The sequence below is a fragment of the Arenibacter sp. 6A1 genome (assembly GCF_012272855.1).
In the GTDB taxonomy this organism is placed as follows: Bacteria; Bacteroidota; Bacteroidia; order Flavobacteriales; family Flavobacteriaceae; genus Arenibacter.
Window position 1 is genome coordinate 1 of the sequence record NZ_JAAXCQ010000012.1, and the last position, 24,738, is coordinate 24,738.

At 37.9% G+C, this 24,738-nt stretch carries 16 protein-coding genes, 1 other RNA gene and 1 CRISPR repeat array; of the genes, 6 read left to right on the forward strand and 11 right to left on the reverse strand.

What is annotated here, in order from left to right; genetic code table 11:
• Positions 1-61: 61 nt before the first annotated feature.
• Positions 62-939: a CRISPR direct-repeat array (repeat unit 46 nt; unit sequence CCTGTGAATAATCTCTAAAATTAAAGAACTGAAAGCAATTCACAAC).
• Positions 940-1,350: 411 nt separating this feature from the next.
• On the forward strand, positions 1,351-2,091 hold the full coding sequence (locus HCG49_RS12075) for an HNH endonuclease (RefSeq protein WP_168469794.1): 741 nt from the start codon (positions 1,351-1,353) through the stop codon (positions 2,089-2,091).
• 234 nt (positions 2,092-2,325) lie between these two features.
• Positions 2,326-3,585, forward strand: coding sequence for a DUF6161 domain-containing protein (locus HCG49_RS12080; RefSeq protein WP_168469795.1), 1,260 nt, complete (start codon positions 2,326-2,328; stop codon positions 3,583-3,585).
• Positions 3,586-3,804: 219 nt separating this feature from the next.
• Here HCG49_RS12080 and HCG49_RS12085 read toward each other — a convergent pair whose 3' ends face one another.
• The 3 genes from HCG49_RS12085 to ssrA all read right to left on the reverse strand — a co-directional run bounded on the left by HCG49_RS12085 (position 3,805) and on the right by ssrA (position 6,731).
• A complete protein-coding gene (locus HCG49_RS12085; protein WP_168469796.1) occupies positions 3,805-4,434 on the reverse strand; it encodes a hypothetical protein in 630 nt (209 codons plus the stop codon).
• A gap of 424 nt (positions 4,435-4,858) precedes the next feature.
• Entirely contained in the window at positions 4,859-6,097 is a 1,239-nt protein-coding gene (locus HCG49_RS12090) for a site-specific integrase (RefSeq protein ID WP_168469797.1), read from the reverse strand.
• 236 nt (positions 6,098-6,333) lie between these two features.
• Positions 6,334-6,731: a transfer-messenger RNA gene (gene ssrA / locus HCG49_RS12095) on the reverse strand.
• Between the two features lie 277 nt (positions 6,732-7,008).
• Between ssrA and HCG49_RS12100 the strand changes: the two genes are divergently transcribed.
• Entirely contained in the window at positions 7,009-8,238 is a 1,230-nt protein-coding gene (locus HCG49_RS12100; protein WP_168469798.1) for an NAD(P)-dependent oxidoreductase, read from the forward strand.
• A 265-nt stretch (positions 8,239-8,503) separates the two neighbouring features.
• Here HCG49_RS12100 and HCG49_RS12105 read toward each other — a convergent pair whose 3' ends face one another.
• From HCG49_RS12105 to kdsA, 3 genes are all read right to left on the reverse strand, one after another.
• Entirely contained in the window at positions 8,504-10,117 is a 1,614-nt protein-coding gene (locus HCG49_RS12105; protein WP_168469799.1) for a sulfatase, read from the reverse strand.
• A gap of 159 nt (positions 10,118-10,276) precedes the next feature.
• Entirely contained in the window at positions 10,277-12,214 is a 1,938-nt protein-coding gene (locus tag HCG49_RS12110) for a TlpA disulfide reductase family protein (protein WP_168469800.1), read from the reverse strand.
• A gap of 230 nt (positions 12,215-12,444) precedes the next feature.
• Positions 12,445-13,263: a 3-deoxy-8-phosphooctulonate synthase gene (kdsA, locus tag HCG49_RS12115; RefSeq protein WP_168469801.1), complete on the reverse strand. Its 819-nt coding sequence runs from the start codon at positions 13,261-13,263 to the stop codon at positions 12,445-12,447.
• A gap of 187 nt (positions 13,264-13,450) precedes the next feature.
• On the opposite strand from kdsA, the gene HCG49_RS12120 reads away from it, so the two are divergent.
• Both HCG49_RS12120 and typA read left to right on the forward strand, forming a co-directional pair.
• Positions 13,451-13,936, forward strand: coding sequence for a DinB family protein (locus tag HCG49_RS12120; protein ID WP_168469802.1), 486 nt, complete (start codon positions 13,451-13,453; stop codon positions 13,934-13,936).
• 230 nt (positions 13,937-14,166) lie between these two features.
• Positions 14,167-15,966: a translational GTPase TypA gene (gene typA / locus HCG49_RS12125; protein WP_168469803.1), complete on the forward strand. Its 1,800-nt coding sequence runs from the start codon at positions 14,167-14,169 to the stop codon at positions 15,964-15,966.
• Between the two features lie 62 nt (positions 15,967-16,028).
• Here typA and ppgK read toward each other — a convergent pair whose 3' ends face one another.
• Both ppgK and HCG49_RS12135 read right to left on the reverse strand, forming a co-directional pair.
• Complete coding sequence (gene ppgK / locus HCG49_RS12130) at positions 16,029-16,763, reverse strand: polyphosphate--glucose phosphotransferase (protein ID WP_168469804.1); 735 nt, start codon at positions 16,761-16,763, stop codon at positions 16,029-16,031.
• 68 nt (positions 16,764-16,831) lie between these two features.
• On the reverse strand, positions 16,832-17,647 hold the full coding sequence (locus tag HCG49_RS12135; protein ID WP_168469805.1) for an NUDIX hydrolase: 816 nt from the start codon (positions 17,645-17,647) through the stop codon (positions 16,832-16,834).
• A 916-nt stretch (positions 17,648-18,563) separates the two neighbouring features.
• Here HCG49_RS12135 and HCG49_RS12140 point away from each other — a divergent pair.
• On the forward strand, positions 18,564-21,593 hold the full coding sequence (locus HCG49_RS12140; RefSeq protein WP_168469806.1) for a ThuA domain-containing protein: 3,030 nt from the start codon (positions 18,564-18,566) through the stop codon (positions 21,591-21,593).
• A 142-nt stretch (positions 21,594-21,735) separates the two neighbouring features.
• Here the strand turns inward: HCG49_RS12140 and HCG49_RS12145 are convergent, their stop codons facing one another.
• From HCG49_RS12145 to HCG49_RS12155, 3 genes are all read right to left on the reverse strand, one after another.
• Positions 21,736-22,497 (reverse strand): LytR/AlgR family response regulator transcription factor, encoded by a 762-nt coding sequence (locus HCG49_RS12145; protein ID WP_168469807.1) that lies wholly within the window; start codon positions 22,495-22,497, stop codon positions 21,736-21,738.
• Positions 22,494-23,531 (reverse strand): sensor histidine kinase, encoded by a 1,038-nt coding sequence (locus tag HCG49_RS12150; RefSeq protein ID WP_168469808.1) that lies wholly within the window; start codon positions 23,529-23,531, stop codon positions 22,494-22,496. The genes HCG49_RS12145 and HCG49_RS12150 overlap by 4 nt, the downstream gene beginning before the upstream one ends.
• 305 nt (positions 23,532-23,836) lie before the next feature.
• Positions 23,837-24,439 carry a hypothetical protein gene (locus HCG49_RS12155; RefSeq protein ID WP_168469809.1) on the reverse strand — a complete coding sequence of 201 codons (603 nt, stop codon included), beginning with the start codon at positions 24,437-24,439 and terminating at the stop codon, positions 23,837-23,839.
• Positions 24,440-24,738: the final 299 nt, after the last annotated feature.

Consider the following 24,738-nt stretch of genomic DNA (forward strand, 5'->3'; position numbering starts at 1 on the left):
TAAAATTAAAGAACTGAAAGCAATTCACAACATACCTACTAAGATGTTGCCCGTTAGGTACCCTGTGAATAATCTCTAAAATTAAAGAACTGAAAGCAATTCACAACTATAGACGTGGCACTATTACAACGCAATGCCTGTGAATAATCTCTAAAATTAAAGAACTGAAAGCAATTCACAACAAAGAAGCTGCATTCTGTACCAAGGCTTCTCCTGTGAATAATCTCTAAAATTAAAGAACTGAAAGCAATTCACAACTTAGCAGATTCTGTTTCTGTTGTCGGTAGCCTGTGAATAATCTCTAAAATTAAAGAACTGAAAGCAATTCACAACAAGTTGCCGGCCAGACAAATCCGATGATGACCTGTGAATAATCTCTAAAATTAAAGAACTGAAAGCAATTCACAACTATAAAGGATATGAATTTTCAGTTGTCAACCCTGTGAATAATCTCTAAAATTAAAGAACTGAAAGCAATTCACAACCGATGATAAGCAAGGTATATTGATTTTCCCCCTGTGAATAATCTCTAAAATTAAAGAACTGAAAGCAATTCACAACACGTACAGGTCCCCATCGCGGCCCGTGCCCCTGTGAATAATCTCTAAAATTAAAGAACTGAAAGCAATTCACAACTAAAGATCTGCCAATATAGGCCAATAAGCCCTGTGAATAATCTCTAAAATTAAAGAACTGAAAGCAATTCACAACCTACACCGTCAAAATTATAATCAAACAAGTCCTGTGAATAATCTCTAAAATTAAAGAACTGAAAGCAATTCACAACTAGCTAATGACTACAACCAAAAAAAGCCGTCCTGTGAATAATCTCTAAAATTAAAGAACTGAAAGCAATTCACAACTATTTTGACGAACTGCCCGACAATGTAGAACCTGTGAATAATCTCTAAAATTAAAGAACTGAAAGCAATTCACAACCGATAATCTAATTGGCACTACTCACATGGACCTGTGAATAATCCTTAAAATTAAGAAACTGAATTCGATTTTTTGGTGATTCATCGTATTCCTAAGGAAATAAGCATGAGATGAGATAAAGCAATTCACAACAGCTAAAGTTGTGGCAAGCCCTCGTAAGACAACAACAGTTATATTAATTTCTATTTTACTCCTTGCATAAGTTGTTGTTTTTTCTTTCTAATTTATTTGTAATTTACCTACCTAAATTTTAATATTGCTCCTGTCGTTTATAACCAGATAACTGTACCGTATTATTACTTTTATCCAAAGTAATAAGTCGATAAACAGTTGTAGGTTAAATGGATATAACATAGTTGGCATTAATTACTAGGAACTAGAATAGATAAAATTGATTAACAAAAAATCTAAATGGAAAACAAAATTTCTGGAATTCAATTACAAAATCAGTTCAAATCATATTTTAAAAACTCAACAGAATTTAATCTATTAACAACTGACTCTGGAAAATTAAGCACTAAATTTCAACTTACGTCTACAGAAATCAGAACTAGATTTAAGATCTCGAAAAGAACTTTAAATATATTTTCATTTATAACTAATCATCATCATTTATTATTCTATTTTAGAATTAAACCACAGGAGTTTATTACAGATAGTATTAAGGTATTTTTCAAGGACAGATTAAACCCACCAAATTCACATGGGGAAATTACAATTGAACTAAAAACTTTTGAAGATATTGAGTTAATTTATCAGCTATTATTTATAAGGCATTTAAAACTTATTAACCGAAATCCAGAAAAGATAATTTATCCAGACGAAGTAGATTCTGAAATAGAATATGTAGAAGGAAAAACTAAAAAAGTATTAGTTAACAGTTATGAACGAAATCCAATAGCGAGAAAAAAATGTATAGAACATTATGGATTAAACTGTCAAGTTTGTGACTTTAATTTCAAAGAACAGTTTGGTGAATTAGGAGAAGATTTTATTCATGTTCATCATATCAAAGATATGGCAACAATGGAAAATGAATATTCTGTGAATCCATTAACTGACTTAGTACCTGTTTGTCCGAATTGTCATTCCATGCTTCATAAAAAGAAACCTGCATATTCGATTGAGGAACTTAAACAAATTATGAACTAATAATTACTAATGCCAACAATGTATAAGGCCAATAAGTTTATAAACCATTAAGGGGCATTCCAGGAAATAGAGGGCTCAGTTAGTTTGCGGCTCGGTTCGCCCACTATTTCTTAGCTAGAAGCCACAAGCAGTTTGAAAAAAACAGCTTGTTTTATTACCAGTAAATAATATTACAGTTACCTGAAAGAAACTTACTGGCCTTATACGAGAACGTTACCTGCAAGCTGAGAAATTATGACGCAAACTGAATTTAGAAAAAAACTATCTAAAACGAAAAATACCGATTGGTTTAACTCAGTTGAATTTAATTTGAGGTATACCCATCTAAATTTGAGTTATGAATTTAAGGGATTTGGACATTTACATAAGTTTGTAAATCAACAAATAAAAGGTTGGGATAATTTGACTGAGAATTTACCTAACGAACTTCTTGCTTCAAAAAAATACTTTGAATCTATAGAAAACCAATTAATTAGCTTTATCGATTCTTACGGTTCACAAGAAAATGAATCTAATTTAGAAAGTTACTTTAGAAACCCAAAAAGTCAAATCCAAAACAAAACAGGCACAACCTTCACTTATGATTGCCCTGAAACAGAATTTTTAATAGAAGTATATAAAAACCATTCGGAGTCTTTCATTGGAGCGTATACTTATTTAACAGGTAATCTAAACCAAAACATAAACGTTAAAGATAATTTCAACGGTTACTTATTGGCGTATGAATTCACTCTAAAAGATTCAACGATAATCACTGAAAGAAGAAATAAAGAAAAATCATCTCTTTCAAGACTTCGAACAAACTTTGAAAATAGCCTACCGAAGTTAGAAAGTGAATTAGTCGAACATCTAAAAAACAGTACAGAAAAATATGAGGAATATTTAAAAGCTATAGATGCCTTTAAAGAAGACAAAGAAAAAACATATTCAGATTGGTTTATAAATACAAAAGGAGATTTTGAGAATTTCAGTAATAAATCGGACAATCGTTTAGAGGAACTTGAAAACACATATAAAGAGAAGTTAAAGCTTGAAGAACCAGCAAAATATTGGTCAGAAAGAGCGGTAAAACTTAAAAAACAAGGATGGATTGCATTAGCTGTTTTAGTAGGTCTTGTACTCATTGTGGTAATCTCTTTAGGAAAATTACTTTGGACAACACCAGAACAAATTTATGAATCATTTTTTCACGGAGATAAAAGTGCTGCAATACGGTGGTCTATAATTTACGTTACGTTTATTTCATTTATGGCTTTTGCAATTAGAGCAGTAACAAAAGTTATGTTTAGTTCATTTCATTTGGCTCGAGACTGTGAAGAGAGACATACTCTGACTTATTTCTATTTGTCATTATTAAAAGATTCCACAGTAGATAAAGAAGATAAACAGCTAATTATGCAAGCATTATTTAGTAGAGCTGAAACGGGACTTTTAAAAGATGATTCCTCTCCAACAATGCCTAATGATATTGTTGGGAAATTTATGAGTAAATAAAAAAGCCAGCAGGTAACAATGTATAAAAAATACAGGGCGGAATGGAGCTTAAACAAAGGCGTGGTCGTATTTACGAGGGACTATCTTATAAAGTGTGTAAACAAAAAATAACGGGGGTCATGACCCCCGTTATTTTTTGTTTAATTTTAATTTTTGCACTTTATGAAAAAAGAAGATCTATTTGATGATGATTCCCCAGTTCATTGAACTGAATATAATTTAACGCTCTTTCAAATAAGCGTCAACTTCTTTGTGCAATTTAACAACCTTTTCTTCAGGAACAGAAATATCGTACTTAGGGATTATTAGTGGTTTATTAGTTGACTTAATATTACTTTCCATACTTACTTCTTCTGGAAGATATAAAATGTTGTCAAACGCTTCTTGAGATATTGATTTATTGGAAATATCCCTAATATATTGCACCCTTTTATATTCTTCTTTTTGATATAGAGATAACCTTTCATTATCATTTTGGGCATTTATCAAATCTTTATAAAAAGTCTCTTTCTCCATTAAACCATGTTCTTCAATAATTTTGATGAGTACGAGGGCCTTTTTAAGGGTCTCTTTATCTGTAAATTGTCGGATCTGTTGTATTTCCATTAATGAGGCATGGATAGTCTTTATAATACTATCATGTTCCATATTTTTGGATATCTGACGGAATTTATTGAAATCAAAGGTTGTTTTTCTAAACGGTTCATCCTTATTTAAACCCAATCGTTTAATCTCCTCATTAGCATAATTTTCATACCATTCATAGGACTTCTGATTTGCAGATTTTTCTCCGTTACATCCGAGATTGATAATAACCAAAACTGTTAAAATATATAGTCTTCTAAACATTGTTTTTCTATTTAAAATTAGAGGAATTAAACGATTTATCGTTGTAAGGCTTTTCGTAAATTTATTTTTTGTTTTTCAAACAAGCAAATGTTTTGTTGAAAACTTACTAAATATCAGGACGTTTGGTGATAATATAGGTGGATTAATGAGGTGAATAAGAAAATTGATAAAGATCAAAATTCCTCTATACTACAGTTAATGCCCGGTTCATAGGGATTGGCTATGACCACTGCAGCTTTAAGAGTGTTTGGTACTAGGGTTTGGAGTACTCCACCAAGACTTGTGCTTTAGTTTTTATGAGGTTTGAGGGGTTTATTTTTATCAGTTCCCGGAAAGCGTACAATTTTGAGCTAATATTACTCATCTCAAGGTGGGACTTTAATTAGAACGGGCCCAATTCTAGCGCTTACCAATTCCAATAAGCTTAATCCTTTTCCTTTTTAGAAGCCATCTCTGCCAATTTTTCTTTTAATATCGCCATATCTTCTTCTACTTTGGAATCGATTATTTTGGCGTAATGTTGGGTAGTACGTAGATTTTTATGGCCTAGCATTTTCCCTACGGTTTCAATAGGTACGCCATTGGTTAGGGTAACGGTGGTGGCAAAGGTGTGTCGTGCTAAATGGGTGGTCAGGTTCTTTTTGATATCACAGCGATCGGCAATTTCTTTAAGATAGGCGTTTGACTTTTGATTGCTCAGCACCGGAATGACACAATTCTTGTGTATTACTTTGGGATGGTCCTTGTATTTTTCGATGATGGCCAATGCCGTGGGCAACAGGGGAATGGTAAAGTTGGTGTCCGTTTTAGAGCGTTTAGATTTTATGTAGTAGCTACCATTCTTATTCTGATAAATTTCATCGGGAGTTAAGGTCTGAACATCTATATAGGCCAAACCGGTATAGCAGCAGAGGACAAACATATCCCGGACAACTCCTAAGCGCTCTCCTTCGATTTCTTTGTCTTTTAAACGCTGTAGCTCCTCCTTGCTAAGAAACTCTCGCTCAACCGTCTTAAATTTTACCTTGTAATTGTAAAACGGGTCTTTGGAGATCCATTCGTTGGCAACGGCCATGCGAATTATCTTTTTAAAGTTGTTGACGTATTTAAGGGCCGAATTATGATTGCATTCCTTGGTGACTTTTAAGAAGTACTCCAATCCTTTAATAAATTTTAGATTGACATCCCTTAGGGGAATATCCGTTCTGCCATATTCGGACTTGATGAATTCTGCGACATGGTTTCGGCTAGTATGGTATCGTTTGTAGGTGCCCAAGGCAAATTCGATCCCGACCAGTTTTTTCATCTGCTGATTGTGTTCGTCAAAGAGGTGGATCAGCATTTTAGGTTTTTCGCCTTTCCCTATGTACAAGTTTTTGATGTCCCCAGAAGTAAAAGGTTTGTTCTCGTCCACAAGTCGAGCATGGATCTTATTTATTTTGTTTCGAATAGCGTCCAAATACGAATTTAATTCATTCGCTTCTAGGTTGTTTCCCTCCATTTTTCCGGATCGAGGACTCCATTTTTCAGGGTCAACCTTGCGTGAAATACTTAGTTCGCTTCTTTGTCCATTTACCGTGAAACGCAAGTATATCGGGACTTTCACGTCTTTTTGGAAGTGTTTTCCTTTCAAGTAAAATAGCTGTGAAAAAGAATGCCCCATTATTTATGTCTTTAAATACCTAAATAAAGATACAAAAAAGAAAAGAAAAAAAAATCACAAACCCCCTAAAATCAGGCTTTTACAAGCCATTCGGTGAGTGTTTTTGGAGATTTGAAACACTCACCGAATAGGTCACTTTTTAGGTGGTATTATATGATATTTGATGATATTGAATAAAACAAAAAACCCTGTAAACTAGGGGTTTACAGGGTTTTTGTGTTAATTTGATAGTCAACAAGTGGAGCCGGAGGGATTCGAACCCTCGTCCAAACAAGCAATTACAATGCTTTCTACATGCTTAGTTTCTGCTTGATTTTCGAAACACACCTGACCAGAAACGGCCTAATGCATCCTTATCTTTTTAAGTTTTCGTGATGTTGGCAAAGAAACAACATCCTTATGTCGACTTTTCTGGTGCTTCTGATTGGGTCGCCGTCAACAAGGGCATCCCAGAAACATCTCGCTTCCCTACCTTGTAGGGACGAGGCTAATCTTACTATGATTCAGATTAAGCGGCAAGAGCGTAGTTATTTTCGCCAATTAAAAAGTGTGGAAAATGAGATTTACGAGCTGTAGCCCAGCGCTCGGCATGCTTACATTCCAATTGATCTCGCTGTCAAAACCAGTCGGCCCCTTCAATAAAATAGGAAATCCAGGATTTCTCTACTCAATGATTTTTTTCAAAGATCTATTACCATTATAAGTGGTAAAGGCGTTTGTTGTTTGGGTTTTAAGGGTTTTTAAAGTCCTTAAGTCTCCAAGAATATCGAGGGACAATGAGGCCACTCTTTACTCAAACGCGACAGCAAAGGTACTGCAAAAAGTATTCCAAAAAAAGTTTTGCGTGTCTTCTTATCAAATGTTACATTTACAACGATACCACTAAACAAAGTTATAAAAATACATTGAATATGAAGTTCGGAATCATCAGAGAACGAAAAAATCCACCAGACAGACGGGTTGTGTTACGTCCGGAAGCATGTAAACAACTGTTGGATACTTTTGCATCGGCACAAGTAATTGTAGAACCTTCGCCAATACGGGTTTATAAGGATGCCGAATATGTGGAAAAAGGGGTAAGGGTTGCCTCGGAAATGGATAGTTGCGATGTGCTTATAGGGGTCAAAGAAGTGCCTATAGCCGATTTGATTCCCAATAAACAATATTTCTTTTTCTCCCATACCATTAAAAAACAGTCCTATAACCGCGAACTGTTGAAAGCTGTCTTAGCCAAGAACATTGAGCTCTACGATCACGAAGTGATCACCGATATCAAGGGACAGCGCCTTGTGGCTTTTGGAAGGTATGCCGGGATTGTGGGCGCCTATAACGGGTTTAGAGCCTATGGGCTGAAATTTAATCTGTTCCAGCTCCCAAAGGCAGAAACCTTAAAAGACCAGCATGCCCTGATAAACGAACTTAATACTATAGAAGTCCCCAACATTAAAATTGTATTGACCGGCAACGGAAGGGTGGCCAACGGTGCCAAGGAAATGCTAGATGCCATGGATATACGCGAAGTGAGCGTCGCGGAGTATTTGGGCGAACATTTTGACTATCCGGTGTATTGCCAGATAGATCCTATGGATTACAATAAGCGGAAAGACAAGAAGGATGGAAATATGGTCCATTTTATAAATCAGCCCGAAGCATACGAAACGGATTTTCTTCGTTTTGCCAAAGTGACCGATTTTTATATAGCGGGACATTTTTATGGTGATGGGGCTCCTTATTTATTTACCAGGGACGATGCCAAAGCGGCAGATTTTAACATAAAGGTAGTTGCCGATGTCAGTTGCGATATTGACGGACCTGTGGCTACTACCATAAGACCCAGCACCATTGCCGATCCTATTTATGGCTATGATCCGTTGTCGGAATCGGAAACAGATTTTATGGATCCCAAGGCTATAGCGGTGATGGCAGTAGACAACTTACCTTGTGAATTACCACGGGATGCCAGCACCGGTTTTGGGGAGGCCTTCTTAAAACATGTGATTCCTGCCTTTTTCGATGGTGATAAAAATGGTGTGTTACAAAGGGCAAGGATGACTAAAAACGGAAAACTGACCTCTAGATTTGCCTATTTACAGGACTATGTTGACGGAAAAGAAAAGTATTTGCCACATCTGGAAAGCTAGGAAAGGACCATGGGCATAGCATATATATAATGTATCGCTATCCGAAACTATACGCTACAAACCGAGTGTTTTTTGCGTTAGGGACCGCAGCGGCATCCCCGCAGCAAGGCAAGGGATATAGCGGAGTGCCCGACCGACGAAGGAGGGAACGCCCAAATTAGAATGCGACAATGTATCGAACGAAAAACCTAAGGGGGGTATAAATAGAGAAGGCTGTCTAAAATGACAGCCTTCTTGCTTGTGGTGCTATGTGGTTGGAGCGGTATTATTCCTTGATCCATCCTTTTTCCTTGTATAGGTTGATGTAACCGTTGCTTAAGGAATCTGAGTCTTTATATTTTAACCGTACCGCCTTCATTTTTTCTTGCATTTCCGAAAGTACGCCAGCGTATTTTGGGTCGTCGATAACATTGTTCAATTCTTGCGGATCTTTTAATCGATCGTACAATTCCCATTTGTCCACATCGTAATAAAAATGGATTAATTTATATTCTTTGGTTGCAATACCGTAATGACGTTTTACCGCGTGTTCTGCCGGATATTCATAGTAATGGTAGTACACGGCATCGCGATCCCATTTCTCTTTTTCTCCCTTTAAAAGAGGGACCAAACTTTCTCCTTGCATATCTTCCGGAGCTGTTACTCCAGCAATTTCTAGAAATGTTTGGGCAAAATCTAAGTTTTGAACCATTTCTTCTTCGGTAGTTCCAGGCGTGATAACATTAGGCCATTTGATCAACAAAGGGGTTTTAAAAGATTCCTCGTACATAAAACGCTTGTCGAACCAGCCGTGTTCCCCTAGGTAGAACCCTTGGTCAGAGGTGTATATTACCATCGTATTTTCGGCCAGGCCTTCCTCGTCCAAATAATCTAAAACGCGCCCCACATTTTCGTCAACGGCAGCAATGGTACCCAAGTAGTCTTGCATATAGCGTTGGTATTTCCACAGCATTAAGGTAGAATCGTTCATTTGTGGATATCGCTGTTTAAAATCGTCGTTGATAGGTTGGTATACCTTGTCCCAGCTAGCCCGTTGTTCTGGGTTCATACGTCCAATAGGGTTGTAGTAGTTAAGGTCTTTGATCCCTAATTCTTCAATAACCTCAGGATACACCTTGGTGTCGTACTGCAGTCCCATATGTTTAAGGATATTCATTTCTGCACTCCCTGCGATGTCTTCCCTGCCTTTGTAATCTTCGAATAAGGTAGCCGGAACTGGGAAGGTTTTATTCGTAAATTCGGTGTAATGGCGTTCTGCCGGTAGCCAAGACCTATGTGGGGCCTTGTGTAAATACATCAACATAAAAGGTTTTTCGGTATCCCTTCTGTTTTTGAACCAATCTAGGGTAAGGTCCGTAATAATGTCGGTTACGTAGCCTGTAATGGTAGTGTCTCCTTTTTGGGTGATGAATTTAGGATTGTAGTAATCTCCTTGTCCAGGTAGAATTTTAAACTCGTCAAATCCTTTTGGGTTGTTCCCAAAATGTAATTTTCCAAACATAGCCGTTTGGTAACCTGCTTTTTGAAGGATTTGAGGAAAGGTAATATTGGTCGTATCAAAAGGTGAAAGGTTGTCTATTTTTCCGTTAATATGACTGTGCTTCCCGGTAAGGATCACGGCACGTGAAGGGGCACAAATAGAATTGGTAACACTAGCATTGGTAAATAGCATTCCTTCCTTGGCGATCCTATCTATATTAGGGGTCTGAATTAGCTTATCGTCATACGCACTGATGGCCTGATAGGCATGATCGTCTGACATGATAAAAATAATATTGGGCTTTTTCTTCTCAATTTCCTTTTTGAGATTTGATTTACAGGCGGTAAATAGTAGGGAGATACACCCTAATAGGACCATTGAATTTCGGACAATTTTCATACTACTTTTCTTTGCTTTATTTTTTTATTACCAAATATAGACAATAAGAAAAATGAATTACAAGGAAATTAGGAGGGGTGTATTCAAAAAAACAAATCCTAATTGCTTTGTTGTGAAAGGCAATTAGGATTTTTAATCTTATCAGTGCTACTCCTACGTTTAACTTTTTAACACCTCCACTAACAATTCTAGTTCTTGCACCAGTTTAGCATTGTTGCCATGGTACCCCACAGACTTGTACCTTATTTTTCCATTGGGACCAATAATAATTTTGGTAGGGATACCGCTGATATCGTAGTTTTTTGAGGTGATAAAGTTTCTACTTCCTTCAGCATCGGGCTGGTCAATAAGTACGTTAAAAGTGTAGTTGTTGTCTTTTATAAACTTGTCGGCCTTGTCCTTTCTTTGGTCAAAGGAGCCATTTTCCATGGTATTTACAAATAAAAAGACCACGTCCGAATTGTCTTTAAAGTTATCTACTGCTTGTTGCATTCCCGGGAAGGAAGCCTTACATGGACCACACCAAATGGCCCAAAAATCTAAGATGACGGTTTTTCCTTTCAGTGACGCCAAGGATACTTCTTTGCCGTCCAAATTTTGCAAACTAAAATTATAAGCCTCTTCGTTTATCAGTTTAGCCTTGATTTCGGAAAGGGTAGTGGCTCTTGCAGCAGCTTCCAAGTTAGTAAGAAGCGTGGCAAAGTTGGCCTTAGCCGCCTTGTCTTCTTTGTTTATCTGCATATAGGATTGGCGTAGAGCTTCTTTGATTTTTTCCGTGGCCGCATTGTTTTTTACAAATTCGCTGGCCTTCTGCACCACAGTGTTGTATTGTTCGTCTGCCATAAGGAAATCGAGATATCGTTCGTTTACATCGGTACTTTTACCATCGCCTATAGCCTTTGTTTGATAGGATATGGCCTCTTTTACCTTGCCTTGCTTAAATAGGATTAGGGCGTAGGTATCGGCATATATCCTGTAATTGGCTTCTAAAGAGTTTTTATATTGGTTGCGAGAGAGGTAGGTGGGTTTTTTGTCCAAATGGTGTAAATTTTCGGAGATCAAATCCAGCGATCTTTTGGAGAGTTTTTCGGCAAAATCGAGCTTTTCTCCTTTTTCGACCAATTCCCAGGCAACATTATTGAGGGTACCCACAGCCTTGGAAGGATCGTTTAAATCGTTAAAATAGGCCAAAGCGGTCTCGTAGTCCTTTTCTTTTATGGCTTCTTGCGCCAAACCGATCATCATATAATCGCGTTCCCTGATTTCTTTGCCAAAAGAAGCTTCATAGGCTTTCAATATATCCTTTTTTTCGTCTAACTCCTTGGTTTTATAAAAAGCATAATTGGCTTCTTGTTTTGCCAAAGTGCCCATGGGAAATTTAGAAACCACCACGGATATTAGGGAGTCTTGGATTGTTTTGTCCCTATTTAAGCGGTGTAGCCTTACCAAGGAATTGTATTCTTTTTCGGTAGGGGTGCTTATACTATTGTAATGGGCAATTCGCGCTTCCATATATTTTTTAGCCTTCTCCTGGTTGTGGGGCTCTAAGTACCTAACATAGGTTTGCTCCCATTCATTGTTTAGCTCGGGATGCTCCTCGAGGTCTTTTTGTATTAAAGTCAGGGCCGAATCTTTTGCTACGGTCGTAATACCATGAGCTTTTGCTCTCTGTAAATAGAATAATCCCATACTAGCCCCACTTCCAACCACCCTTTGTTGGTCTTCCGTATATAATGGCAATACATAGCCCGCTTCCTTATTATCATCTATTTTATTGTCGTTCTTAAAGAGAAAAGTCAAGGCCGTGGCCGAATCTGGAATATGGATGGTGGCTTCCAAATCGGTTTTGTTGTCTTTAAAGTGAATGTCTTCTGGGTACGGTTTATCCTGTACCATATAGTAAAATAACGCTTCTATATCGGCCATTTTGGTGTCGGAACTATACTTTATTAGCAGGGAGTCTCCAGGGGTAGGGGTGCCATTCGAAAGTTGCAGTAGCCCCATCGTTTTGGAGGTGTCTGCGTTGGAAGTAGTGTTTTTGCAGGAGATAAAGCACATGGCAAAACCTGCCACTAGAACAGAGGCTGTTTTTTTCATAATATTATAGAATATTGATTATTAGTCTTCTAAATATATGAAAAAATATGTAAGTGAAATACTACTGCGGTGGTTTTTAAAACTAAATCCTTTTTTCTAAGGTTGAAAGCATAGGAAAGATCGGTAAAAAACAAGTGCTTAAGAGGGTGTTGGTTATAAAAAAATGCCATACAAGATTGCATGGCATTTTTTAATGTATTAAAGAAAACGCTTTAACGATTAATTGTAAATTATAAACTATTTACAGTTTTACGTATGGCTACTAGGTTGGTCAATAATTTTTCCAAATAATCTAAGTGTAGCATATTAGCGCCATCACTTTTGGCATTTGCCGGATCGAAATGGGTTTCTATAAAAATTCCGTCTGCTCCTGTTGCTATTCCGGCACGGGCAATAGTTTCTATCATGTCTGGTCTACCACCAGTAACGCCAGAAGCCTGGTTAGGTTGCTGCAGGGAATGGGTAACATCTAGGACAACAGGGGCATATTGTTTCATGGTAGGGATACCTCTGAAGTCTACGATCATATCCTGATAGCCAAACATAGTACCTCTATCGGTAACCATTACTTGCTCGTTATTGGAATCCATCACTTTTTGCACCGCATGTTTCATGCTTTCTGGACTCATAAACTGTCCTTTTTTTAGGTTGACTACTTTTCCGGTCGAAGCAGCGGCTACAACTAAGTCTGTTTGTCTTACTAAAAAGGCCGGAATCTGTAATACATCTACATATTCTGCGGCTTTATAAGCATCTTCTATCTCATGGATATCGGTAACGGTAGGAACTTTAAAGGTTTCGGAAACCTTTCTTAGGATTTTTAGGGCTTTTTCATCGCCAATCCCCGTAAAAGAATCTACACGGCTACGGTTGGCCTTTTTAAAACTCCCTTTAAATACATAAGGGATCCCTAATTTATCGGTGATGCTAACAACTTTTTCGGCAATGCGCATGGCCATATCTTCGCCTTCGATGGCACAGGGGCCACAAAGTAAAAAGAAGTTATTGCTATCGGCGTGTTTTATTTGGGGTATAAGGTCTAGCTTCATTACTTGATATTTATCGTGCAAAGATAATGGTTTTACAAGAAGAATTCAGTCTCCCTATAAATTATTGGGCCAAGGCAGTAGAGCTATTGTTTTTTATGATGTTATATGAAGATATCAATGCTGTAAATCAGTGTTTTATGTCTTAGAAAATCGTACATTAAAGGGAGAAATTTTAAAACAAAAAGTCATGGATATTCAAGAAATGTTAATTCCCGAATTGGAGCATGAAGTAGCGCTCACCGAAAAGTTTTTAAAACGTATTCCCAAAGATAAACTAGACTGGCGTCCCCATCCTAAATCAATGTCTATAAAGCAGCTGGGCAGCCATTTGGCCGAAATACCAAGCTGGGTCACGGGCACCATGGTCCAGGACGAAATGAGCATGGACGCGTATAAGCCGCCTATCAATGAAAGTGTCCAAGAAATGGTCGATACCTTGAAAAAGAGCGCTGAAGAGGCCAAAAAATCGCTTCATGTAGCCAATAAGGAATTCGATAAAAACTGGAAGATGCTCCAAGGAGGAAAAACGGTGATGGAAATGCCTAAATATCGGGTTTTACGAGGTATGGTCCTGAATCAATTTCCACACCATAGAGCACAATTGGGGGTCTATCTGCGCTTGTTGGGCGAATCGGTTCCTGCTACTTACGGACCTTCGGCAGATGAACAATAGTATTTTTGTTAAATAATTCCTAAGCTTTTAAGTTGCTGTAAAACAGAGTGTTATCTTTATTTGTGTAGGCTGGTTTTAGAGGGGTACTGGCCTTAAACCAGTATATAAAGTGTCTTAAACATATTCAGTATCAATTAGATAAGAAAAATAAAGCTTTTCTAGTTGGCGTAAAAAAAATGAGTATCTTTGCGCCCGCGTTTAAGTTACTTAAGTGCAAATAAAAATCATTTATGGCAGCAACAAAAAATATAGCTATTATCGCCCACGTTGACCACGGTAAAACCACTTTGGTTGACAAAATTATGTACCATTGTCAGTTATTTAGAGAGAATCAAAACACTGGAGATTTAATCTTGGACAATAACGACCTAGAGCGTGAAAGAGGTATTACCATTACTTCTAAAAACGTTTCCGTAATCTACAAAGAAACAAAGATTAACATTATCGATACTCCTGGTCACGCCGATTTTGGTGGTGAAGTAGAGCGAGTATTGAACATGGCAGACGGCGTATTGCTATTGGTCGATGCTTTTGAAGGACCAATGCCGCAAACACGTTTTGTTTTGCAAAAAGCAATCGACCTTGGTTTAAAGCCTTGTGTGGTTGTTAATAAGGTTGATAAAGAAAACTGTACTCCAGAAGAAGTACATGAAAAAGTATTCGATCTAATGTTCGAATTGGGAGCCGAAGAATGGCAGTTAGATTTCCCAACTGTTTACGGTTCTGCAAAGAACAACTGGATGAGTGAAGATTGGAAAGTGCAAACAGAAAGCCTAGAGCCGTTATTGGATATGGTGATTGAGCACATTCCTACATTTGAGCCTAAAGAAGGTAATACGCAAATGTTGATTACTTCTTTGGATTATTCTTCTTTTACAGGAAGGATCGCAATTGGTAGACTTCAAAGAGGTGGATTGAAAGAAGGACAGCAAGTTTCTTTGGTAAAAAGAGATGGTTCTATCGTAAAATCCAAGATCAAGGAATTATATGTTTTTGAAGGTCTGGGACGATTAAGGGTTACAGAAGTTGCTGTTGGTGATATCTGTGCTATCGTTGGATTGGAAGGATTTGAAATTGGTGATACTGTTGCTGATATCGAAAATCCAGAGCAATTAAAAACGATTGCTATCGATGAGCCTACTATGAGTATGTTGTTTACCATTAACGATAGTCCTTTCTTTGGTAAGGATGGTAAATTTGTAACTTCTAGACATATCAATGACCGTTTAAAGCGTGAACTAGAGAAGAACTTGGCCCTTAGGGTAAACGAAACTGATAGTGCTGATAAGTTTTTAGTTTTTGGTCGTGGGGTATTGCACCTTTCGGTATTAATAGAAACTATGCGTCGCGAAGGATACGAATTACAAATTGGACAGCCACAGGTAATCATTAAGGAAATTGATGGTGTTAAATGTGAGCCAATTGAACATTTAACGATTGACCTTCCTGAAGAAGTTTCTGGTAGAGCTGTTGAAATGGTATCTATGAGAAAAGGAGAAATGACCACTATGGAAGCTAAAGGTGACCGTATGTTGTGTGAATTCTTGATTCCTTCTCGTGGGATTATCGGACTTAGAAACCAATTGTTGACTGCTACTGCAGGTGAAGCTATTATGGCTCACAGATTCTTGGAGTACCAGCCGATGAAAGGTGATATTCCTCAAAGACAAAATGGTTCTTTGGTATCTATGGAAACAGGAAAAGCTATTCCTTATTCTATCGATAAATTACAGGATAGAGGTAAATTCTTTGTTGATCCGGGTGAAGATATTTACGAAGGACAGGTGATCGGTGAAAACTCTAGAGGAGATGATATGACCGTGAACATTACCAAAACGAAGAAACTTTCTAACGTACGTTCTTCAGGTGCCGATGATAAAGCGAAGATAGTTCCGGCTATTAAATTCTCTTTGGAAGAAGCTTTGGAATACATTCAGAAAGATGAGTATGTAGAGGTGACACCTAAGCATTTACGTCTAAGAAAGATTTACTTGACAGAAAATGAGCGTAAGCGTAATAAAATCGCTTAAGCCTAGCTTATAAAAGTAAAAATCCCCAAACAGCAGTTTGGGGATTTTTTTTTTGGAGTAATTTATAGTTTACATGCTGCGGCAGCACCAATGATACCGGCATTGTTTTGTAAGGTGGCCGGAATTACAGGGGTTTCGATAGTTATATATTCTTTAAAGGAATCCCAGTCTTTAGAGGTGCCCCCTCCTAGGATTATTAGATCGGGAGATACTATGAGTTCTATGTATTCCAAAAATACATTAAAACGTTTGCCCCACTTTTTGTAGCTGAGGTTTTCCCTTTCCTTGGCAGAAGCGGCTGCCCACAATTCTATTTTATCGTATTTCTTGTAGGGAAGCTGTCCTAGTTCCATATTGGGAATTAATTTGCCGTCTAAAAAAGCACCACTCCCCAATCCGGTTCCAATGGTAATCATGACTACAAAGCCATCTTTATCCTTTCCAACGCCAAATTTCATACTGGCATGAGTGGCAGCATCGGCATCGTTTACTACGGTTACCGGTAATCCGGTAGCTTCACTAAAGAGTTCGTCCACTTTTACGCCCTTCCATTTTTTGTGAAGATTGCCAGGGGTTTTGCAAACCCCATTTTTAATGACCGTAGGAAAGCCACAACCGATAGGGCCTTTGTAGTTAAAATGCGCTACAATTTCGGCAACTACTTTTGCCATAGCCTTCGGTTTTCGCGATTTCGGAGTAGGTATCCTAAACCTTTCCGTAGTCATTTCACCTGTTTCCATATTAACCAAGGCTCCTTTAATACCCGATCCTCCAATATCAATTCCTAAAATTTCCATGTATAAGATTATAGTATTTGTAGACAAAGTAACAAAAAAAACCTTTTGTTGCGCAATAAGCTTCCTTGTTAACGTATATAATCACTATCCATAAGGTAATTAAAAATTAACTGGTCTACCTTATTTAATTTCTCTCTGTCGCCATAGTCTAGCCATATGGCTTCTTCATTTGCTGCATCTGAGGTGATACTTCCGGTATACCTAGAGGTGTAACAGGTTTTTCGATCTATAATTATTGGTTTTTGTGAACCGGTCTGTGCCTCAAAAATTCCTAGGAAATCAAAACTGGGAAACTCAAGGACAATATTTAGTGTTTTCATAAGATATTTATAAAGCCCCTCGGCGTCTGGTTCCCCTTTGATCTTTTTTGTAGCGGGAAGGCTATAGGTGCCTTTATTCTTATCAAAGAAAACGAGCACCTTAAAGTCCTTTATGTGTATCCAGCATAATAGATCCAATATTTCGGGGGTAGGCTCTATATAGTAGTCAATAGAATTTAAAGAGTGGTTCTTATCGATTCTATTCAGAAAGTTGTCAATAAGCTTTCCAAAGCCTGTTAAGGTGCCTAGTTTGTGGTTCCTTCCCAAGGCACTGGAAATAGTTTCGTCCCTGTTGCCAAATTTGTATCCGCTGGGTTTTATCCAAAGAATATTTAATAAATGCTGCATGGCTACATTACCTAATTGATCTATAGAAATAGCCATTTGTAATAAGTATTCTCCAATGCCTATGATGCCTTTTTTATACAGGGATTGAAGTAGTCCATAGACAAAACCTAGGGGCACCGTAGCTATGAATAAAACCACGGAAATGAGGAATAATAGCATCCCTATTAAGGGATTGACCTTTTTGTCTGCTATAAAAACTTGTTTTTTAAGGATCATAGGTGTACGTTTTAAGTAATACTATTATTGTTGATTAAAGTACAGGGTTTTGTTTAATCTACATTCATTTAAATAGTGAAAAGAGTAGGTGTATTAAATGCTGATTACATAAGCTTATGGGATGAACACGGGAAAGGCTTGTTAAGCAATCGACCTTTTACATAGATTTTGCGAAAACGCTTTCGTGATCTTTAAATTTTTAGTTTGATGTTGTTATGTGGTTTTAAGTCAGGTCTTTAGTCGTGTGTTAAGAATTCTAGTAAGTGTTTCTTAATTCTTCGCTTCTTGTTGAAATTGATGGATGCTATAAATATATCTATATATTCGCTAGGGGTCTAACTAAGGTTACATGATAAGGTTTTATGTATGATAGGCTCGAAGTTTTCTAGAACGTTATTTCTAATTTTTTTTAATTCGTAATAGATGATTTATGAGAAATAATACGATAGATGAAACGAGTGTGCCCGGCAAGGAGAGCGTGTTTAAGTAAAAGTGGCTATCCTTGGAGCGGTTTTCGATGTTGATGGAAATCTTGAGCTATCCTAAGTAACAATATATTATTTTGGTCTATGGTAAGGAGGAGTAATGAGAGTTATAATTTGCTAGAATATTTCTAGACGCCTAAAGATTGATCCTATCAGAATACAGTACCTCGCAGATCAAATTTTTATAATTAAATCTATATATAAAATGAACATGATCGGGAACTGCTGGCATATATGAATTCAGTTATGCCACTTACATATGATCGTTAAAAAACAATAAATAGCTACATTTGAATGGTTTTATGTGAAAACCATGATTTTTGGTGGTTTTAATGATATATTTCACAATGATTTTACATTAATATGCCAATCCCGTTTGGGAGTATAATAGAAACAAAAACCTAGTAAATAACCATTTTAATATTTTATAAATGAAAAACTATTTTGCCTTTCTTCTATGCCTGTCCTTTATTTTATTTGTAGGATGCGACAGTAAGAAGCGGGAGGGGGAACCGCGAATATTGGTGTTTTCTAAAACCATGGGGTATAAACACGCCTCTATTCCTGCCGGAATTGCTGCCATTCAAAAATTGGGCAGCGAAAACCAGTTTGTGGTCGATACCACCAAAAATGCGGATTTATTCACCGATGAGGAACTAAAAAAATATTCTGCCATTATATTTTTGAGTACTACCGGAAATATTTTGGATGCCAAACAAGAAGCTGCTTTTGAACGGTATATTCAAGCTGGTGGTGGTTTTGTTGGTGTACATGCCGCTGCAGATACCGAGTACGATTGGAATTGGTACGGAAAATTGGTGGGTGCTTATTTTCAAAGTCACCCCCCAGGGACACCGGAAGCCGATTTTATAATCAAAGACCCTGGGTTTATAGCAACCAATATGTTTGCCGATTCTATATGGAGACGTGCCGATGAGTTATATAATTATAAGAAAATAAATTCCGATGTCCATGTGGTGATGACGGTTGATGAAAAGAGTTACAAAGGTGGTGAAAACGGATCCCATCACCCTATGAGCTGGTACCATGAGTATGATGGCGGCCGTGCTTTCTACACCGGGATGGGTCATTCGGAAGCTAGTTTTTCTGAAGAATTGTTTTTAAAGCACCTATTGGGTGGCATACAATATGCTATTGGGAAGAATGAAAAGCTTACTTATGAGAAGGCTACTTCACAGATTCCGCCAGATGCCGATCGTTTTACCAAGGAGCCTTTAAGTGTAGGCGGCTTTTTTGAGCCTACGGAAATGACCATACTTCCTAATATGGATGTGCTGGTAGCCCAAAGAAGGGGAGAGGTGATGTTGTACAAAGATGCTACTGGGGAATTGCGCCAAGTAGGATTTTTAGATGTGTACCATAAAACATTGAACACGCCAGGAGTAAACGCGGAAGAGGGGTTAATGGGAATCCAAAAAGATCCCGACTTTGCCAATAACAAATGGATATACCTCTTTTATAGTCCGTCTGGGGATAAATGGGTCAATAGGCTTTCTCGATTTAAATTTGAAAAGGATCTCCTTCAAATGGATACCGAACAGATTATCTTAGAAGTGGATAGCCAGCGCGAAATCTGCTGCCATACTGGAGGATCCATAGCTTTTGGACCCGATAATTTGTTATATCTGTCCACAGGGGATAATGCAACTCCCTTTAACGAGAAGGATGCCAAATATATAAGCAGTGGGTTTGCCCCATTGAACGATCTTCCTGGACGCGAACAATACGATGCCCAACGATCTTCAGGGAATACCAATGACCTACGAGGAAAGATATTGAGGATTAAAGTAAATGAAGATGGCTCCTATAGCATTCCTGAAGGGAATTTGTTTGCTGAGGGTACTGAAAAGACCAGGCCAGAAATTTATACCATGGGGCACCGAAATCCCTATAGGATCTCTGTAGATCCCAAGAACGGTTATTTGTATTGGGGCGAGGTAGGTCCCGATGCCAGAAATGATAGCTTGCAGACCAGGGGGCCAAGGGGATACGATGAATTAAATCAGGCGAAGGAAGCTGGGAATTACGGATGGCCCTATTTTATTGCCGATAACCAGCCATATCGTGGCTACGATTATGCTACAGGAAAAAGCGGAGCGGCATTTGACCCCGAGAATCCGATCAACGATTCTAAAAACAACACAGGGCTTAGGGAACTTCCCAAGGCCATGCCGGCTTATGCTTATTACCCTTATGTAGAATCTCCGGAATTTCCACAACTGGGCACAGGGGGAAGAAATGCCATGGCGGGGCCCACTTATTATTCCGATAACTATTCTGGAGAAAATGCATTGCCCGAATATTATGACGGGAAGATTTTTGTATACGACTGGATAAGGGGCTGGATGAAAGCCGTTAGCTTATTTCCAAATGGGGATTTTAACAAAATGGAGCCCTTTGCCGACCAAATCAAATTAAACAACCTTATAGATATGGAAGTGGCACCAGACGGAAGGATATACCTTTTGGAATACGGTAGCGGATGGTTCTCTAAAAATGATAATTCGGCTCTTAGTTTTATCAACTATAATGGAGGGAACCGTGCTCCGTTGGTAGATAATATGACAGTAGATATTACCTCTGGCAAATTGCCTCTTGCCATAAAGGCATCGGTAACCGCCGGAGATCGTGAGAATGATAAGATGACTTATTTGTGGGATCTTGGCAACGGAGAGACTAAAGAAACTACCGTACCGGAAATATCCTATGTCTTTGAGGAGGCGGGAGATTACTTTATTTCTGTGGAAGTGAAGGACAGTAATAATGCCTCCGCTAAGAGCAATGCTGTTTCCGTAGTGGCGGGGAATTCTAGACCCTTGGTAAGCATCGACTTAAAGGGTGGCGATGCTTCTTTTTTTAGGCCTGGTGTACCGGTAAAGTATCAGGTTACGGTGAGCGACCCTGACGGTTCGCCGATTAAAGCGGAGAATATTTTTGTTTCTGTAGATTATTTGGAAAGTATGGATGAGGCGTCCCTTTCCCTCGGTCATCAAGAGGTGTCAGCTGCCGTAACAGGTAAAGCACTTACCCAGGCCTTGGACTGTAGAACCTGTCATAAGGAGCTTGAGAAATCTATAGGCCCAATGTACAAAGAGATTGCAGAAAAATATAAAATGGATAAACAGGCGGCTGCATACCTTCAGGGAAAGATTATTTCTGGTGGTAGTGGTGTATGGGGAGAGGTAACCATGCCTGCCCATCCTAAAATGACCCAGGATGAGGCTAGGCAGATTACGGCCTATATCCAATCTTTGGCAGATACTGGCGTAAAACAAAAATCCTTGCCGGCGAAAGGAACAATAGTGCCCTCGGCAGCGCATAAAGGAAACGTTATGGTAATCACAGCCTCCTATACCGATCAGGGAGAGAACAATGTAAAACCATTAACGGGAACAGCCTCGGTAGTGTTAAACGGAAAAAAATCTGATGCTTCTAAATAGGCAACCAAGGCAGTTGTTAAAAATATGAAGTAGTTGAGGTGTGTTTTGTTGAAGAAAAAAACGACCGATCCAGGAACTGTTATAGTTCATTGGGTCGGTCGTTTATATTAGGAAAAGTAGCTTTTGGGGTGGAACCAAGAATCTATTGGTTCATCCAATTTTTAAATTCTGGCGATTTTGCCCTGCTGACTACAATTTTTTCTGGGGACGGTGGATTAACGTTGACGATAAGCTTGCCGTTAAAATATTGCTTTATCCCGCTAATGGTATCCCTTTTTACGATAAACTGACGGTTTAGCCTAAAGAACTCCGAGGGGTTCAGATCGCTTTCCAAATCCTCCAGATTTTGCTCCATGATATAGGTCTGATTGTCATTGGTGACCGCTTTAACAATACCGGTATCAATGTACAGATAGGCAATGTTTTCTGTTTTTAACGGAATTAACTCATCCCTATGCGGTACCAAATACATGGATTTATAGGTCGTTTTTTTGGTGTTCATTAAATTTAAAAGTCCGGTTACCTGGTCGTTGTACAGGCCTTTTCCTTTAAATTGGCCCTTGTATTGTTCCAGGCTAGATGCCAGTTCGTCCTCGTCTATAGGTTTTAATAGGTAGTCAATACTATTTACCTTAAAGGCCTGTAGGGAGTATTGATCATAAGCAGTAGTAAAGATTATTGGCGCTTCTATTTTGATGGAATCGAAAATTTCAAATGAAAGACCATCGGCCAAATGAATATCCATAAAAACTAGGTCTGCCTCATGGTTTTTAGAAAAATAGGCAATCGAAGCCTTTACCGAATCTAAAACGGCCAATATCTCAATGGAATCTTCTAAATTTTTTAGCAAAAAGGCAAGGTTTTCACTTGCCGCTAATTCGTCTTCTACAATTACAACCTTCATAGCATTTTGTTCAGTGGGAGTTTTACACGGAAAAATTCATTCTTTCTGTCTATTACAATTTGTTGCTTTCTAATCATGTAATAGCGTTTGTATAAATTTAAAAGACCGTTTCCGGTACCTTCGGCCAAAGTGGTCCTTATCCTGACCTTGTTTTCTACATAGATAGATTCGTTCTTAGAGTAAATAATGACCTTTAATGGATTGGTCTCCGAAATCTCGTTGTGTTTTACGGCGTTCTCTACCAATAACTGCAGTGCCAAGGGAGGAATTTTCCGCTCTAAATATTTTTCGTCAATATTTATTTCTGTTTGAAAACGGTCTCTATACCTTGTTTTTATTAAATAAATATAGCTTTCTAAAAATTTAAGCTCGTCTTTTAGCTGGACCAGGTCCCGATCTCCGCTCTGTAATATATAACGGTACATGAAGGACAACTTTTTTACGAACATGGTGGCCTCCTTATTGTCACGGATAAGGTAATTGAGCGAATTTAGAGAATTGAAAAGAAAGTGGGGATTTATCTGATTTTTTAGAGCCGTAAGTTCATTTTCAAGGTTTTGTTGTTTTAAATATTCGTTTTCTAAAATATTTTCGCGCTGTATGATTTGGAGGCGTAGGATTCTAGAAATAAACAAAATGATGATGTGGACTATGATAAAAATAAAAATCACAAATCCCGCTTCTCTGTCGGAAATTGTCTTTTCTACAAAATAGGGATATATATAACTAAAAATGGAGGCTGATGTGATGAGTATAGTCAAATTAACCAAAAACCGTATGCCCAAATCAATCCACTTCTTCTTACTTCGGATGTTATATATCCAATTAGTGTTAAATTGTAACGCGGTCCATGAGAAAAGGAAGAAAAACAATAGTTTTAAAACTAGATCGTTAAAGAGGTCTCTGGAGAAAAGTTCATCGGACAACCAAACAGACTTAAATAGGGAGAGGGTCAAGGGTAGCGTTATCAATACGGATATGAGAATCGCAATCTTGGAAATTTCCTGTAATTTAACCTGTTTTAATCGCTGCATATTTATATTATAATTTTTTAAAGATACCGTTTTAAAGTAAAATTTGGGTGATCTGTAACTTCGTTTACATTCTTATTGAAAGGAATTGTAAAATGTTAGGTTTTCTGGTTTTGATAATCCCGAAATAGGAGTGTCTTTAACCAATAGCAATGGAATGGGGCAACAGTGTATTTTAGTTCCATGTTCTCGGAAGTTGTCGGTCTATTAGGAGTCTTCGGTAGGATTCTATAGAGCGCTAAAAAAAAGTAAAGCCCCTGGCAAATTGCCAAAGGCCTAACAAAATTAACTAACCTATTAACTAATCATTACTTGGTGTAAGGGTCAAATCCTTTAGGAAGGTAGTGAAGGACGTCAAAACCAAGGTCAATTTCTTCTTCCAGTTCTTCTACTTTGATATCGTTAAGATCAAGTTGCGGTTTCGAATAAGGGTTAAAACCTATGGGAAGGTATTTTGATGTATCAAAATCCAGCACAATTTCCTCTTCTATTTCCACTAGCACTATGGTATTAAGATCAAGTTGTGGTTTCGCATAAGGATTAAAACCTATTGGAAGATATTTTGTAGTGTCAAAATCCAGCACAATTTCCTCTTCTATTTCTACTAGAACTATGTCGTTAAGATTAAGTTTCGAGGAGGTATAAGGGTTAAAACCTAGTGGAAGGTATTTTGTTGTGTCAAAATCCAAAACAACTTCTTCCTCTTCCTCAATTACATTAATTTCATTAAGGGAAAGACTTCTAATAGCCTCATCTTTTAATAATGCATCTTCAAAAAGACTATAGGTTTCTGTTGGTGTCAATAAAGTAGGGCAAGGGCCATCTGTATTTTCACAATTATTTGTTACGTTAAAGGATAGTAATAGAAAAGAAACTATCCCAGCTCCGAGTATTAGATTTATTTTTTTCATGTCCTTTATTATTTAATCTGATTCTTAGTATTTGTTTCAGGTACAAAGATATTATGGGAATCGGGTATTTTGGGGAGTATTTGGGTGAACCGTGCATAAACGCAAGTGAAACGTACTAGGAAAAAGTTGAACTGTATTTGGGGATTATAAGGAAAGGAAAAAAAGAGGGTTTTTGGTCTAGTAAGTCTCGATATCTAAGATGTGATAGTGTTTTAATTGTCTGATATCTAGTGATAAGGGTTGGTGTAGAGGTTCCTGTGGGAAAACGTTCCGGGACAAGAAGTTGATGGGGTGGATTA

Excerpts from the sequence above, each read along its gene's own strand:
- HCG49_RS12075 (WP_168469794.1), top strand. The coding sequence starts at position 1,351 with ATGGAAAACAAAATTTCTGGAATTCAATTACAAAATCAGTTCAAATCA.
- HCG49_RS12080 (WP_168469795.1), top strand. The coding sequence starts at position 2,326 with ATGACGCAAACTGAATTTAGAAAAAAACTATCTAAAACGAAAAATACC.
- HCG49_RS12085 (WP_168469796.1), bottom strand. The coding sequence starts at position 4,434 with ATGTTTAGAAGACTATATATTTTAACAGTTTTGGTTATTATCAATCTC.
- HCG49_RS12090 (WP_168469797.1), bottom strand. The coding sequence starts at position 6,097 with ATGGGGCATTCTTTTTCACAGCTATTTTACTTGAAAGGAAAACACTTC.
- HCG49_RS12100 (WP_168469798.1), top strand. The coding sequence starts at position 7,009 with ATGAAGTTCGGAATCATCAGAGAACGAAAAAATCCACCAGACAGACGG.
- HCG49_RS12105 (WP_168469799.1), bottom strand. The coding sequence starts at position 10,117 with ATGAAAATTGTCCGAAATTCAATGGTCCTATTAGGGTGTATCTCCCTA.
- HCG49_RS12110 (WP_168469800.1), bottom strand. The coding sequence starts at position 12,214 with ATGAAAAAAACAGCCTCTGTTCTAGTGGCAGGTTTTGCCATGTGCTTT.
- kdsA (WP_168469801.1), bottom strand. The coding sequence starts at position 13,263 with ATGAAGCTAGACCTTATACCCCAAATAAAACACGCCGATAGCAATAAC.
- HCG49_RS12120 (WP_168469802.1), top strand. The coding sequence starts at position 13,451 with ATGGATATTCAAGAAATGTTAATTCCCGAATTGGAGCATGAAGTAGCG.
- typA (WP_168469803.1), top strand. The coding sequence starts at position 14,167 with ATGGCAGCAACAAAAAATATAGCTATTATCGCCCACGTTGACCACGGT.
- ppgK (WP_168469804.1), bottom strand. The coding sequence starts at position 16,763 with ATGGAAATTTTAGGAATTGATATTGGAGGATCGGGTATTAAAGGAGCC.
- HCG49_RS12135 (WP_168469805.1), bottom strand. The coding sequence starts at position 17,647 with ATGATCCTTAAAAAACAAGTTTTTATAGCAGACAAAAAGGTCAATCCC.
- HCG49_RS12140 (WP_168469806.1), top strand. The coding sequence starts at position 18,564 with ATGAAAAACTATTTTGCCTTTCTTCTATGCCTGTCCTTTATTTTATTT.
- HCG49_RS12145 (WP_168469807.1), bottom strand. The coding sequence starts at position 22,497 with ATGAAGGTTGTAATTGTAGAAGACGAATTAGCGGCAAGTGAAAACCTT.
- HCG49_RS12150 (WP_168469808.1), bottom strand. The coding sequence starts at position 23,531 with ATGCAGCGATTAAAACAGGTTAAATTACAGGAAATTTCCAAGATTGCG.
- HCG49_RS12155 (WP_168469809.1), bottom strand. The coding sequence starts at position 24,439 with ATGAAAAAAATAAATCTAATACTCGGAGCTGGGATAGTTTCTTTTCTA.